This window comes from Mammaliicoccus sp. Dog046, assembly GCF_034039665.1.
Classification (GTDB): Bacteria; Bacillota; Bacilli; order Staphylococcales; family Staphylococcaceae; genus Mammaliicoccus.
On sequence record NZ_CP120131.1, the window covers coordinates 432,902 to 446,898 of the forward strand.

General features: G+C 32.3%; 15 protein-coding genes. 10 read left to right on the forward strand and 5 right to left on the reverse strand.

Annotated elements, in window-relative coordinates:
• Positions 1-11 precede the first annotated feature (11 nt).
• Both P3U32_RS02020 and P3U32_RS02025 read right to left on the reverse strand, forming a co-directional pair.
• The gene (locus tag P3U32_RS02020; RefSeq protein ID WP_323703945.1) at positions 12-734 is read right to left on the reverse strand and encodes an SDR family NAD(P)-dependent oxidoreductase; all 723 of its coding nucleotides are present in this window, start codon (positions 732-734) and stop codon (positions 12-14) included.
• A gap of 336 nt (positions 735-1,070) precedes the next feature.
• Positions 1,071-1,337 carry a SunI/YnzG family protein gene (locus P3U32_RS02025; RefSeq protein WP_323703946.1) on the reverse strand — a complete coding sequence of 89 codons (267 nt, stop codon included), beginning with the start codon at positions 1,335-1,337 and terminating at the stop codon, positions 1,071-1,073.
• A 225-nt stretch (positions 1,338-1,562) separates the two neighbouring features.
• On the opposite strand from P3U32_RS02025, the gene argF reads away from it, so the two are divergent.
• Positions 1,563-2,564 carry an ornithine carbamoyltransferase gene (gene argF / locus P3U32_RS02030; protein ID WP_323703947.1) on the forward strand — a complete coding sequence of 334 codons (1,002 nt, stop codon included), beginning with the start codon at positions 1,563-1,565 and terminating at the stop codon, positions 2,562-2,564.
• Between the two features lie 176 nt (positions 2,565-2,740).
• Here argF and rarD read toward each other — a convergent pair whose 3' ends face one another.
• Together rarD and hutG are read right to left on the reverse strand one after the other, a co-directional pair.
• The gene (gene rarD, locus P3U32_RS02035) at positions 2,741-3,646 is read right to left on the reverse strand and encodes an EamA family transporter RarD (protein WP_323703948.1); all 906 of its coding nucleotides are present in this window, start codon (positions 3,644-3,646) and stop codon (positions 2,741-2,743) included.
• A gap of 3 nt (positions 3,647-3,649) precedes the next feature.
• Complete coding sequence (gene hutG / locus P3U32_RS02040; protein WP_323703949.1) at positions 3,650-4,639, reverse strand: formimidoylglutamase; 990 nt, start codon at positions 4,637-4,639, stop codon at positions 3,650-3,652.
• Positions 4,640-4,797: 158 nt separating this feature from the next.
• Between hutG and P3U32_RS02045 the strand changes: the two genes are divergently transcribed.
• A complete protein-coding gene (locus tag P3U32_RS02045; RefSeq protein ID WP_323703950.1) occupies positions 4,798-5,517 on the forward strand; it encodes a hypothetical protein in 720 nt (239 codons plus the stop codon).
• Positions 5,518-5,793: 276 nt separating this feature from the next.
• Complete coding sequence (locus tag P3U32_RS02050) at positions 5,794-6,285, forward strand: metal-dependent hydrolase (RefSeq protein WP_323703951.1); 492 nt, start codon at positions 5,794-5,796, stop codon at positions 6,283-6,285.
• A 138-nt stretch (positions 6,286-6,423) separates the two neighbouring features.
• Here the strand turns inward: P3U32_RS02050 and P3U32_RS02055 are convergent, their stop codons facing one another.
• Positions 6,424-6,576, reverse strand: a complete 153-nt coding sequence (locus tag P3U32_RS02055) for a hypothetical protein (RefSeq protein ID WP_323703952.1) — start codon at positions 6,574-6,576, stop codon at positions 6,424-6,426.
• 183 nt (positions 6,577-6,759) lie between these two features.
• Between P3U32_RS02055 and P3U32_RS02060 the strand changes: the two genes are divergently transcribed.
• From P3U32_RS02060 to P3U32_RS02090, 7 genes are all read left to right on the forward strand, one after another.
• Positions 6,760-7,947: a UTP--glucose-1-phosphate uridylyltransferase gene (locus P3U32_RS02060; protein WP_323703953.1), complete on the forward strand. Its 1,188-nt coding sequence runs from the start codon at positions 6,760-6,762 to the stop codon at positions 7,945-7,947.
• A 13-nt stretch (positions 7,948-7,960) separates the two neighbouring features.
• Positions 7,961-8,659, forward strand: coding sequence for a PAQR family membrane homeostasis protein TrhA (gene trhA / locus P3U32_RS02065; RefSeq protein WP_323703954.1), 699 nt, complete (start codon positions 7,961-7,963; stop codon positions 8,657-8,659).
• Between the two features lie 10 nt (positions 8,660-8,669).
• A complete protein-coding gene (locus P3U32_RS02070; RefSeq protein ID WP_323703955.1) occupies positions 8,670-8,912 on the forward strand; it encodes a hypothetical protein in 243 nt (80 codons plus the stop codon).
• Positions 8,913-9,016: 104 nt separating this feature from the next.
• Positions 9,017-10,606 carry an amidohydrolase gene (locus P3U32_RS02075; protein WP_323703956.1) on the forward strand — a complete coding sequence of 530 codons (1,590 nt, stop codon included), beginning with the start codon at positions 9,017-9,019 and terminating at the stop codon, positions 10,604-10,606.
• Positions 10,607-10,609: 3 nt separating this feature from the next.
• Entirely contained in the window at positions 10,610-11,950 is a 1,341-nt protein-coding gene (gene sdrM / locus P3U32_RS02080) for a multidrug efflux MFS transporter SdrM (RefSeq protein WP_323703957.1), read from the forward strand.
• 33 nt (positions 11,951-11,983) lie between these two features.
• Entirely contained in the window at positions 11,984-12,451 is a 468-nt protein-coding gene (locus tag P3U32_RS02085; protein ID WP_323703959.1) for a SepA family multidrug efflux transporter, read from the forward strand.
• A 71-nt stretch (positions 12,452-12,522) separates the two neighbouring features.
• A complete protein-coding gene (locus P3U32_RS02090; RefSeq protein WP_323703960.1) occupies positions 12,523-13,992 on the forward strand; it encodes an MDR family MFS transporter in 1,470 nt (489 codons plus the stop codon).
• Positions 13,993-13,997: the final 5 nt, after the last annotated feature.

Genomic DNA, 13,997 nt, shown 5'->3' on the forward strand with positions numbered 1-13,997 from the left:
AATATTCACTCCTATTCTTTTGGTGTTGGGTTAGTAGCCCAAATTTGTGCAGTCTTCATAAATGTTCTTGGTTGTAATTTAAGTTGTGAGATGACAACATCGGCAACATCTTCAGGGTGTGTCATTGTATCTTCTTGTAATGGTGTCTCACCAATTAAATCTGTTAGTACTGCAGATGGTGTTAAGTAAGATACTCTAATATTATGTTTTCTCATTTCTTGCATAATACCTTCAGTCATACCAATTACTGCATATTTAGTTGCTGAATAAATACTGCTATTGGCATTTGCTTTTAAACCAGACATAGATGCAATATTGATTACGTCACCACTTTGTTGTTTAACAAGATGTGGTAATGCTTCTTGAAGTACATAATAAATACCTTTAACATTTGTTTCAAATAATTGATCAAATTCTTCTTCATCTACTTCTAAGAATGAACGGTTTTTCATGACACCTGCATTATTGATGACGATATCTATAGAACCTAGTGCATGATATGCATCTTCAATGAAACGTTGTACATCTTTTTGTTTTGCAATATTGGTTTCTTTATAAAAAACTTTAACTCCAAATTTTTTGAGTTCGTTAGCAGTTTCAGTCAAAGTATCAATATTTCTACTCGCGATAGCTACATTTACACCTTCACGTGCTAATTCAACTGCGATTGCTTTTCCGATACCTTTTGAACCACCAGTTATAATAGCATTAAATCCTTTTAACTCTCTTAACATATATCATCACTCCTTACATATATGTTAGCACGCATTGAAAATCAATCATAATATTTAAGATAGTCAATTGTATAAAAAAAGATAGATATTTAATTACATTTTTTATGCGCATGCTTTCCACGGGCATGTTCTCAGCCTGTAGTCTTCGAATCATGCTTATCCCGCAGGAGTCAGCGCGAAAAAATGCTGAACATTGCAAGTGGGGATTGACATGCAACATTGAACAAAGAATATAAAATGATAATTTAGATACTGAGTAAATCTATTTATAATAAGTTAAAAAAGAAGGGTAGAGACGTTGTCTCTACCCTTTTAATAATTAAATGTGATAAGTTATTAAGCTTCTTTCGTGAGCTCGTTATAAATCTTCTTATCAGCATGAGTATATATAATGTATTCTTTTTCATCTGTTTTAATAATTACACGATTTGTTTTACCGAAAGTTGATCCAATACGTACTACATGATCTTGATCTTCCTTGGATAAAGCATGAATCTCTTGATCTTCTTTAACTTCTTTAATGTCGTTGTTTGGAATTGTAATATCAGCAACTCTCCATTGAATATGAACTTGATTATTATCTTTCGAAACTCTCATTGCCATAATTAACACATCCTTTTGTTTGATGTGTATATCATAACGCACTTTGTATCCGTTTTCAATAGATTTTAAGAAAAATGTGTTATCTTTTTTAATTAATGTGTCATACTAATCGTATAAGTATTTTTATGCAATATAGTGAATAACTATTTACAAGTGAACAAAAGTATTGTAATATTATCATTAATAAATGAATAAGGAGCTGGTTTCATTGGGACGAAGTTATCTATGTTAAAGGAATTAAATAAGACGAGTTTTTTAAAAGAAATTGATTTTTCAAAAGCAGAATTTGAAACGCTTATTGATTTAGCAGCAGAATTGAAATTCAAAGAAAAGCATCAAATCCCACATCGTTATTTAAATGGGAAACATATTGCTTTATTATTCGAAAAGCAGTCTACGAGAACACGTTCAGCTTTCACTGTGGCAGCTACGAAAATGGGTGCAAGTGTTTCATACTTAGGTAAAGATGATTTGCAATTAGGCAAGAAGGAATCAGTAGAAGATACAGCAATTGTATTGGGATCTATGTTTGATGGTATTGCTTTTAGAGGTTTTGAACAGAAGACTGTTGAAGACTTAGCGAAATACTCAAATGTTCCAGTTTGGAATGGATTGACGAATGAATGGCATCCTACCCAAATGTTAGCTGATTTCCTAACAATTAAAGAATATTTTGGTACGTACGAAGGCAAAACTGTAACGTTCATAGGTGATGGTCGTAACAATGTTGCGAATTCATTACTTGTAACAAGTGCGATTCTAGGTGTAGATGTTCATATTGTGGCACCTAAAGAACTTCAACCAGATTTGGAAATTCAATCGTTAGCACATTCATTAAGTGAGGACTCTAGAAGTGAAGTGTTAATCACTGATAATATTCAAGAGGGTGTATACGGAAGTGATGTTATATACACTGACGTATGGTGTTCAATGGGTGAAGAAGATCAATTAGATACACGTTTTAATATACTAAGAGACTATCAAGTCAATCAGAATCTAATGAATTTAACAGGTAAAAATGATACGTTATTTTTACATTGCTTACCAGCTATTCATGATTTAAATACAGAAATGGGTGCATTATGTTTTGAAAAATTTGGTGTAACTTGTATGGAAGTTACTGATGATGTATTCAGAGCAGATTATTCAAGAGTATTTGAGCAAGCAGCAAATCGTATGCACACAATCAAAGCATTATTAGCTACTACATGTGGCAATTTATATTAAAAAATGAGGCTGGGACATAATACAATGTCTCAGCCTCATCTAATATATTGGCAGTAGATGTCTGAGTTGAAAATGCGCTTTTATCAAGCTTTTTTCAACTCTAGTCATCCTTGCCAGGGCGGGACTACGAAATCTTTTTTAAGTAAATTAGATTTCTGTCCCGCTCCCTTTTATGTTTAGTTTTTAATTAATTTTTTACGATTACGACTAAGCTCTAAATATTTAGAGTAACTATAAATAATGATGCCCGCCCAAATCAGAATAAATGTAATTAATTGATCTATATCAAAATGTTCATTAAGTAAGAATATACCGATAAAGAACATAATTGTTGGTCCAATATATTGTAGGAATCCTGTAAGGGAAAGTGGGATTCTTCTAGCACCAGCACTAAATAAGATTAGTGGAATTGCTGTTACAGCACCAGAAAGTAATAGCCATCCGCTTGCTGCATTGACACCAAATGTCACAGCATCTATTTGTGATAAATAGTAAATATAAATCAGTGCTGCTGGTAAAGTTACGATACATTCAATTGTAATACTACTGAAAGCATCAATATCCACAACTTTCTTGATTAAGCCGTATAAAGCGAAAGAAGTTGCTAAAATAATAGAAACATACGGGAATTCACCAACTTGGAACGTCATATAAATGACGCCGATGAATGCAAGTAAGATTGCCAACCATTGCGCTTTAGAAAAACGTTCACCAAGAAATATGAACGCTAATAATATACTCATCAATGGATTAATATAATAACCTAAGCTCGCTTGTAATACATGGTGGTTATTCACCGCCCATATAAAAGTACCCCAGTTAATTGTAATGATATATCCGGCAGCTATGATCGCAAATAGCATTTTTTTGTTTTTAAATAGTTTAATAGTTGCGCGTTTGAACATTGTTAGTTGCTTTGTAAATATGAGTAATAACACCATAAATACTGCTGACCAAAGAATACGGTGAGCAAGAATTTCGAATGGGCCGATTTTATCGACGATGTTCCAATAAATAGGAAGCACACCCCATATTACATAGGCTAGGGCTGCATAGATGATGCCTTTTTTAGTTTCTGACATGAATTAAGACTCCCATTGTGCTTGAATAACTTCTGCTTGGTCATGATAAATATTTGATGCAATATTTGCCAGAAGCCTTGATGTACGATTATCAATATCGAATCTTGGCGATAACTCAGCAATACTAATACTCGCACTTTTATTTGAATTTGTTACTAGTTGCAAAATTGTATGAACAATTTGTGGCTGTAATCCCATAATACATGGTGCGCTGACAGCCGGCGCATAACTTACATCTATAGAGTCTGTACATAAAGTGATAAGAATTTCATCATAACCTTCAATGAAAGAATTGATAGAAGTAATTGTTTCTATAGATAAGTGGCTTCTTAATTCGTTCTCAAATATGTATTGAACGCCATATTCATCAGCTCTTTCAAAAAGCGCTTTTGTATTCCCATTTTTTTGAATACCAAGAACAAAATAGCCGACTTGATCATCTGAATCTAAAATTTGTTTGAACATTGTTCCAGAAGATGACTGCTCATCATAGTCTCTCATATCAAAATGCGCATCTATATTGATGATGCCGATTTTTTTATCTTTGTTTGCGCGTCTAACACCTAAGTAATGACCATATAATACTTCGTGACCACCACCTATAATAACAGTGAATTGATTGTGAGATAAAATTTGAGATACTTTTTCTCCTAATTCTTCTTGGGCATCTTCCATTTTAGTTTTATGGCAAATAACATTCCCGTAATCTGTTAAATGTAAGTATTCATTATGAATAGGTAATGGACTTAATGATTTTCTGAAATGCTTTGGACCATCTACAGCACCCGTTCGCCCTTTATTCCTAGATACACCTTCATCACATTCAAAACCTATAAGCGCCATATTGATTTGATGTTCAAATTCTTTTTTTGGCTGAATATCTTGTTTTTCCATATTAATGGTTTCAACGATTTGGTGAAATCTAAATGCAGAACGTAATGAATCACTATCAGTTCTACCTGTCCATTCTTCTTTTTTTACATCACTATACACAATAAATACCTCCCCAATCTTACAATTATTTTTACTAATGCTAGTTTATCATGTATGATATTCTTATGTTTTACTATATGCTTAATTATTTTACAAGAAAGAAGTGTCTTCTAATGAATAGGAAGAAAGATAAAGCAAAAAGGCCAAGGAGTGATTCAATGAAATGGATTTATGGTCTCTTAATAGTTTGCTTATTATTTCTAGTTGCATGTGACAATCAAACTTCTAAGAATAATGAATCGAGTAACAAAGAAAAGTCTCCAGAGACGAAAACAACCGATAAAAAAACGACGGAAGTAAATAAACACGAAGATAAAAAAACGACAGAGCAACAAACAACTGAGGAACAAACAGAACAACAATCTACTGAAGAAAAGAATACTTCAAACAATGAACAACAATCAACAGAGGAAGAAATACCTGTTGAGGAGAATGTGAATGGTGTGAAACCGAATCATCGTACCGATACGAATGATATAGACACAGAAACATATTCGAAAGCAAGAAATTGTCTATTGAATGAAGGCGATTCTCAAGCTGAGTGTGATCGTTTAGAAAGTACAGTTGAATTTACGAGAGCTTGGCAAAATTTAACGAACGATGGCTATTTATGTAATGATCATGGCTGTAGCATTCCAAAGCATAATCAACAACAAGAACAACCACAGCAAGGTACACATCATGAACAAAGTAACGAACAAACGCTCCCACAAGATAACCAAGGCAATCAAAGTAACCAAGAAGGCCAGGGTAATCAAAGTCATTCAAATACGACGAATTACAATGAACATGTGAAAGAGCAACCATCTGATAATTCTAATGAATCAAGCAATGAAAATCAAAGTACACAAGAAAATTTCAATAAAGAAGCAAGTTAACTAAAAAAGCGTTCGTCTGGGGAGACGAACGCTTTTTAGTGTGAAATAAGGGGGTTATTTCAACAATAGTATAGGGTTATGTTTAATATGACTTACAATTACAGTTTAACAGGGTTTATATACAAATCAATACATTTGTGATTTTTTTCACAATTTTGTCATCTAAAACTCATTTCTGTGATAATAATCACTACAAAGTCACAAAGTGTTCGTATACTTGTTCGCGTTATTATGATAAAATATTGATAAGAAAATAAGAAATGAGGACAATTTAATATGACAGGTAAAACACATCTCGCTTGCGGTATATTCATCGGGTCATCATTAAGTATTTATTATGCGGAAGATGTATTTACATCTTTCACCATTGTTAGTTTATGTGGCGTATCAAGTTTAGTACCTGATATTTGTCATTTTAAAAGTAGAATAGGAAAGAAGTTGTTTCCTATTAGTTTCATTATAAGAATGATATTTGGACATCGAACATTTACGCATTCTTTGTTATTTTTATTTCTTATCTTTTGGGGATTAAATGCAATTAATGCACCAGAACCTTACTTAGTTTCAATATTATCTGGTATGCTTTCTCATATTGTTTTAGATATGTTAACGCCAAGAGGTGTGAAGTTGTTTTATCCAATAAATGCATCTATTAAACTTCCTTTTGTATTTAAAACAGGAGGGGCAGTGGATTTAAGTCTATCTTCTACGTTTACAATAGTAACGATAATATTGTGGTGGAAAGATATTTATCGCTTGTTTATATAAGAAAAAGGGAGCGGGACAGAAATCTAATTTATATAAAAAAGATTTTGTAGTCCCGCTAAGTCATCTACTGCCAAGATATTAAAAGAGGCTGAGACATTAAATTATGTCCCAGCCTCATTCTAATATAAGTTAACGAAATTATTTTCCGAATTTACCTTTTAAGTCTTCGCCTTTTTCTTTAGCGAAATCTTTACCTTTTTCTGTGTACTCATCTTTGTTCTCGTTTAAATGATCTTTACCTTTTTCTACTGCTTGATCTTTTGCATCGTTAAATTTGTCTCCTAAACTCATAATAAAATCCTCCTTGGCCTATTATATATAGGAATATTTTTTGTGTTTAGAATCAACACATTTATATATATACCCAGTAAAACATAAATTAATCATTTTAATTTTAATTTTTTTGTGATATTTTTAGACAAATCATTCTAAAGTCGTATAATGATAATGAGTCAAATTTTCGGAGGTATTATAATGCTAGATGAATCAGTATTAAAACAACATGGTCAAGAACACTTTTTAGAGTATACAAAAGTAATGAGTCAAAGCGAAAAAGAGCAATTAGAATCAGATATTAATCGATTAGAATTAGATGAAGTTAATCGTTTATATGAAGATGTTTATGTAAATAGAAAAGAAATTGAAATTGCTGATGATATTAAGCAAGTTCAATTTGATATTAAAGATCAATTTTCTGAAGAACAATTGAAGTCATATAGATCTTTAGGTATTAAAGCAATAAAAGATGGTAAATTCGCTGTGTTATTAATGGCTGGTGGACAAGGTACACGTTTAGGTCATCAAGGTCCAAAAGGAACATTCTCATTTAATGATAAAAGTTTATTTGAGAGACAAGCAGAACAACTTCGTCATTTAGTGAATGAAATTGGAACACCAATTCATTGGTATATCATGACAAGTGATGTGAATCATAAAGATACGTTAGCATTCTTTATTGAAAATAATTATTTTGAATATGATGAACAATACATACACTTCTTCAAACAAGACCATATTGTATCTTTAACGACAGATGGTCGATTGATTTTAGATGTGAATAAGAGAATTATGCAAACACCAAATGGGAACGGTGGTGTGTTTAAATCACTTGAAAAAACAAAGCTATTAGCTGAGATGAAAGAACATGGTGTATCTTTCTTATTCTTAAACAATATCGATAACGCTTTAGTTAAAGTATTAGATCCTGAGTTCGTTGGTTATACTATAGAACAAAATAGTGATGTGACGACTAAATCAATACAAGCATTTGAAGATGAAAAAGTAGGACGTCTTGTTTCAGTTGATGGTAAAAAACGCGTGCTTGAATATTCAGAGCTATCTGCGGATGATGTAAATAAATTTGAGAATGCTAATATCGGTATTCATGTATTCAAAGTTGATTTTCTAATTGAATCAGCTTCAAAAGCATTGCCTTATCATTTAGCTATAAAGAATTTAAAACAATTAGATGAAGATTTTAGCGTTGTAGAAAAAGAATCTTTAAAATTCGAGTTATTCTACTTTGATATTTTCCAATATGCAAACTCGTTTGCTACACTTCAAGTGAACAGAGCTAAAGAATTTAGTCCTCTTAAAAATAAAGAAGGTAAAGATAGTATTGAAACTGCTCAAAAGGATTTAGAAATTAATCAACTTTTATAAAAGAGGTCATGTAATGAATCAAATAAACGATACACAGGCACATCAAAGTAAAGAAGGAAAAGTAAAAGAAACTTTCAAAGATATTATGCCGCTATCATTCGGAGAAGAAGTAGGTAATGCGATTTCTCATGGGGTACCTGCATTTTTACTTTTATTTTTCTTACCGTACGCATCTGTAGTGAGCTACATCCATGATGGGACACTTAAATCAACGAGTGTATCTATTTATATTATTAGCATCATGCTGATGTTTTTATCATCAGCGGTTTATCATTCGATGTCATCATCATCACCACAGAAATATATTATGAGAATCATTGATCATAGTATGATTTATATTGCAATTTGTGGTACAACAACGCCTATCGCATTGGTACTTGTAGGTGGGTGGTATGGTTGGCTAATTATGGCTGTCCAATGGGGCATTACGATTTGGGGAATTATTTACAAATCTACTGCTAAAAATGTAAATCATAAATTGAGTTTAGCAATGTATCTTATTATGGGGTGGATGGGCGTTCTTATTTTACCAGCTATCATTCATAAAACTTCACTCATATTTATGTTGTTTATATTATTTGGTGGACTGAGCTATACGATTGGAGCATGGTTCTATGCTCAAAAAAACAGAAAGTATTTTCATATGATTTGGCACTTCTTTATCGTTATAGCGTCTGTTTTCCACTTTATTGCTATTATGTACTTCATGTAGGAGGTAAATAATGAATTATCGTTTATATTACATTGTGCTAACTGTCATTCTATTGATACAGATGTATTTCTTTTATTACTTTGTATTTGGTGATGGTCAACAAATTGGGCTTCAGTTTATGGGCTATATTTCATTAATTTTTGGACTCTGCATTGCATATGGGCTAATTTTATTAGTAAGACATCAAAGAAGACACAATCAGCAAACATTTAATGCACATATTAAAAAAGGCGAGAAAAGAAAATTAAAATAATAAAAAAGAATCATCAACGAGGAAATGTGTGCGTTGATGGTTCTTTTTGTTCGTTAAACATGTAAAATGTATTTAAGTCATTTAATAAAAAGGGGATATCTGCGATGAGACAGTTATATATAAATGGAACGATATATACGATGGCAAACGAAAAAGATAAATACGATGGTGTTATTGTGAATGATGGAAAGGTAGAATCTGTCTTAAAGAAAGAAGAAATAAGTCAACTTCATAAAGAAGACTTTGAAGTTATAGATTTAAATGGAGGCACAATGATACCTGGATTTGTAGAAACACATATCCATGTTATGGGCACGGGCGTTTGGCTTTCATCGGTGATACTGAATGGAGAAACAGATATAGAAACGGTTAAACAAAAGATAAAACAAAAAGCACAATCACTTGAAGCGGGAGAGTGGTTGATTGCTGAAGGTTATGATGAAAATTTGTTGAATGGTATTAGATTGATGAAAGAAGATTTAGATGAATTATGTAAGGATAATCCAGTAATTGTAAAACGCGTGTGTAGACATGCAGCAATTGTAAATTCGAAAGCACTCACTGTATTAAATATTGATAATCAAATTAAAAATCCAGATGGTGGATCTTTTGAAAAAGTAAATGGTCAATTGACTGGTTGGGTATATGATACGGCGATGGAACCATTTGAAGAATTGTCTTTAAATGAAGATGAACAGTCTTTAACGAAACATTTAGAAAATGCGATAGATTACTTATATCAATATGGTATTACTGGTGCACATACAGAAGATTTAGGATATTACGATGATTATAAAGATGTCCTAAATGCGTATAAACGCGTCATTGGTAATAATGACAATCAAAAGCCATTTAAAGTTAGGTTGTTAAGACATTTCAGTGTTTATGAGCAAATGATTGAAGAAGAAGCTTCGTTTGTTGAAGGATGGATTGAACCGGATGCAATGAAGTTCTATGCCGATGGTGCATTTGGGGGTAGTACTGCTTTAATGAAAGAACCCTATTTAGACAAACAAAATGGTGAGAACTATGGGCTTGCTATTTATACGCAAGAAGAAATGAATGAGAAAGTGAAACTCGCGAGAAAATATAACGGTGCAATTGCAGTACATATGATAGGAGATAAAGCGTGTGAAATGGTTCTAGATGCGATTGAATTATATCCTGTTGCAGAAGGACTTAGAGATAGGCTAATTCACATCAGTACATTAAACGAAGATTTATTAGAACGCGTTTCTAAATTGCCTGTTATCTGTGATGTGCAGCCACAGTTTATAACGAGTGATTTCCCTTGGGTTGAGGATAAACTCGGAAGTGAAAGAGCGCGATATTTATATCCGTTTAAATCAATGTTAGATTTAGGTATTATAATGGGTGGTGGTTCAGATTCTCCGATTGAAACACCTAATCCAATGTTGGGAATACATGCTGCTGTTAATAGACAAACCTATGGAGAATCAGGTGGTTATTATACAGAAGAAGCATTATCAGTATTTGAGGCAATTCGTTTATATACGACACAAGCAAGTGAAATTGCTCAAACGTCGCATTGTACAGGAATGATAAAATCAGGTTATGAAGCGGATTTTACAGTGTTAGATCATAACCCATTTGAAATAAAGCCAGAAGCATTAGCTACCATACGTGCAATTAAAACAATTGTAAATGGAGAAATTGTATACGAAAGTGTGTAAATTATGAATAAAAATAAAGGTATAGTACTTGCACTTGTACTCATCATGTTTATGAGTGCGATAGAAACATCAATCGTTTCATTAGCAACACCAGCGATGCAAAAAGATTTTAATATAGGTACAGAAGTTGCATTGATATTTACAGTATATTTAATTGCTGTTGTATTTATGACACCTATTGTTGGAGAATTGGTTAAGCGTATCAATATAAAGTTTGTTGTGTTGCTAGGGATTAGTATATTTATAATAGGAAGTGTTTTTTGTGGTTTAAGTGAATTGTCCCATTCGTTTACGTTACTAGTCGTTTCAAGAATCATACAAGGAATGGGTGCTGGCGTTATGATGACGCTAGGTCAAATTATACCGAAGTTAGCATTTCCAATCCCACAAAGATATAAAGTGATGGGTATTGTTGGAAGTGTATGGGGGATATCTAGTATAGTAGGACCAATACTAGGAGGTACGATATTAGAATCTTTAAATTGGAGTTTCCTATTTTATATCAATGTACCTATAGCACTAGTAGCCATTGGTTTAGTTATACGATATTTTAATTTTGATCAAGAAAAATTAGAGAACAATAAATTAGACTATAAAGGATTAATTATTTTTTATTGTGTTGTATTCAGTTTCTTAATTTTAATAGCGGAGCATATTACAACCTTGTGGCGTATAGTAGCGCTCGTTGTATTCATTGCTTTAGCCATTATTTTGTACAAGACCGAGAAAAAAGTGAAAAAGCCATTTATACCTTTAGAAGCATTTAATAGAAAAGTTGCACTCGTATTAATTACGGATTTGATTTATTCTACAATGCTAATGGGGTATACCATATTTATGCCGATTTATTTACAGAATGAGCAACATTTTTCACCGTTACAAAGTGGGTTGATTATTTTCCCTATGTCTGTAGGTTGGCTGATGGTCACTTTAATATTAGGCAAATTAGATAAACTTGCTTTGAAATTTATATATATGCTAGGATTTTTAGCAATGTTTGTCGGAGCATTCGCTATATTAACAGGTGTATCGTGGATTGTAATTATCCCATTTGCGGTGTTTGTGATGGGAATATCTTTCGGTACAGTGTATACAAAAGATGTAGTCATCGTTCAGGAAGAAGTACCGCAACAACATTTAGGTTCCATGATGTCTATCTATACATTATTTAAAACGATTGGAAGTACGACTGGATCACTTATTGTTACTTCAATATATGTGTTGGATATATCATTTGTAGATTATGGGGTACAGAATATTATGCTCTATATGATACTCGCTTCAATCATTCTATGTATTTTATGGGCAAGTCTTTTTAAAGAAGAACATACGAAGAATCAATAACCGTTTAAACATATTAAGAAGGAGTAACTATGTATGAATAGAAGAAATAATCGCTTTGATCTATATCATTTATTATCAATATTGATTATCGTTAGTATTTTCACAGTGTCAGGCGCGATATTCATTGTGTTACTTTCTTTTGGTATGTTTGGATTAAGTAGACTATTGATTTATTATGGTCTTGCTGAGTTTAACTATAACAAGAGCGTGATAGATAATTTGTTTTATTATGGTAGTTATATTCTATTTGGTTATTTCACATTAGTAGCTATTGAATTTTTATTAGATAGATTTAAGAGAAAGTTGAACGACAATCCTTATTTCAAAGGCATGACCTTTCATTTACTAACCATTTCAGTGAGCACATTTATGTTTTATTTTTCAGTTCATATATATTATTCGCAAATTAAAATAGACTTTTGGGTGATTTTGCTAATAATAACTTTTCTATATATATGTACAGAGATTTTTTATCCTGAAAGTAAAAATTTAAATAAGTAAAAACATTTATTTTGATTTCCGAAATAAAATAGTGCATAATAGCAAAGGTATATTTGGAAGGAGTCGAAACCATGAATGTTCAGGATATTACAAAAGGTAAAAGAAATTTAGTTGTCGCTGTTATGTTAGTGAGTGCCTTCGTGGCCATTTTAAACCAAACATTGCTGAATACTGCGATACCTGAAATCATGGTACATTTAAATATTGACGCGAATCAGGGGCAATGGTTAATGACAGGATTTATGTTAGTCAATGGTGTAATGATTCCAGCAACTGCATTTTTAATGGATAAATTTAATACAAGGCCACTTTATTTAATGGCCATGTTATCATTTACAATCGGTACATTAGTAGCCGCACTTTCCCCTAACTTTACTGTGTTAATGTTAGCGAGAGTATTGCAGGCAATGGGTGCAGGCGTAATGATGCCCCTTATGCAATTTGTACTATTTAATTTATTCCCGAAAGAAAAACGGGGATTTGCGATGGGAATGGCCGGCTTGGTCATTTCATTTGCCCCTGCACTAGGACCAACTTTATCAGGTTACTTAGTTGATAACTTTAGTTGGCGTAGTCCTTTCTACACAATTATTCCATTTGCTGTTATAGCATTAGCTTTTGGAGCTAAATATTTAGTAAATATTTCTAAACCAAAAGACGTTCATTTAGATGTACCATCTATTATATTTTCAACGATAGGATTTGGCGCGTTATTATACGGATTTAGTAGCGCAGGAACATTAGGATTTTCTTCATTAACAGTTATACTTTCATTAATTGTTGGTGTTGTTACTATTATTATATTTATACTAAGACAATTGAGATTAGAAACACCATTGTTGAATGTAAGAGTGTTTAAATATAAAACATTTGCATTAACAACAGTTATCGGTATATTTTCAATGGTATCTTTAATTGGTCCGTCATTATTAATGCCAATGTATATGCAAGATGCGAGAGGTTATTCAGCACTTATCTCAGGCTTGTTATTATTACCGGGCGCAATTATTACAGGTATTATGTCATTAGTTACAGGTCGTTTATTTGATAAATATGGTGCGAGGTGGTTGGCGATTATTGGGTTTACACTCATTACAGTCACAACATTAATGCTCGCATTCTTAAAGTCAGATACTTCATTTGTATATTTAATTATCGTTTATACAATAAGAATGTTTGGCGTTTCAATGATTATGATGCCTGTAAATACTGCAGGACTTAATGCAATTCCGAATGAGGTACTTTCTCATGGTACAGCAATGATGAATACGTTGCGTACAATTGCTGGTTCTATTGGTACAGGTATATTAGTTACAATTATGTCGATTGGTTCTAAGAGTTTCCATCCATCTAAAGAACAATTAGCAACAGCTAGCGCTGGAAACAAAGCAGAAATACTACAGTCACAAGCAATGATACATGGTATTAATATTGCATTCTTAGTATTATCTGTAATTGTATTCTTCGGTGTAGTACTTTCTATATTTATTAAATCTGAAAATAAACACCAGAATACAAGAGTTCCAAATCATTCAAAATAATAGAA

Bases quoted from the DNA above. Each gene is read 5' to 3' on its own strand.
- P3U32_RS02090 (WP_323703960.1), top strand. From the start codon at position 12,523: ATGAATGTTCAGGATATTACAAAAGGTAAAAGAAATTTAGTTGTCGCT.
- rarD (WP_323703948.1), bottom strand. From the start codon at position 3,646: ATGTCAGAAACTAAAAAAGGCATCATCTATGCAGCCCTAGCCTATGTA.
- sdrM (WP_323703957.1), top strand. From the start codon at position 10,610: ATGAATAAAAATAAAGGTATAGTACTTGCACTTGTACTCATCATGTTT.
- P3U32_RS02050 (WP_323703951.1), top strand. From the start codon at position 5,794: ATGACAGGTAAAACACATCTCGCTTGCGGTATATTCATCGGGTCATCA.
- P3U32_RS02045 (WP_323703950.1), top strand. From the start codon at position 4,798: ATGAAATGGATTTATGGTCTCTTAATAGTTTGCTTATTATTTCTAGTT.
- P3U32_RS02020 (WP_323703945.1), bottom strand. From the start codon at position 734: ATGTTAAGAGAGTTAAAAGGATTTAATGCTATTATAACTGGTGGTTCA.
- P3U32_RS02060 (WP_323703953.1), top strand. From the start codon at position 6,760: ATGCTAGATGAATCAGTATTAAAACAACATGGTCAAGAACACTTTTTA.
- P3U32_RS02055 (WP_323703952.1), bottom strand. From the start codon at position 6,576: ATGAGTTTAGGAGACAAATTTAACGATGCAAAAGATCAAGCAGTAGAA.
- P3U32_RS02085 (WP_323703959.1), top strand. From the start codon at position 11,984: ATGAATAGAAGAAATAATCGCTTTGATCTATATCATTTATTATCAATA.
- P3U32_RS02075 (WP_323703956.1), top strand. From the start codon at position 9,017: ATGAGACAGTTATATATAAATGGAACGATATATACGATGGCAAACGAA.
- P3U32_RS02070 (WP_323703955.1), top strand. From the start codon at position 8,670: ATGAATTATCGTTTATATTACATTGTGCTAACTGTCATTCTATTGATA.
- P3U32_RS02025 (WP_323703946.1), bottom strand. From the start codon at position 1,337: ATGGCAATGAGAGTTTCGAAAGATAATAATCAAGTTCATATTCAATGG.
- argF (WP_323703947.1), top strand. From the start codon at position 1,563: ATGTTAAAGGAATTAAATAAGACGAGTTTTTTAAAAGAAATTGATTTT.
- trhA (WP_323703954.1), top strand. From the start codon at position 7,961: ATGAATCAAATAAACGATACACAGGCACATCAAAGTAAAGAAGGAAAA.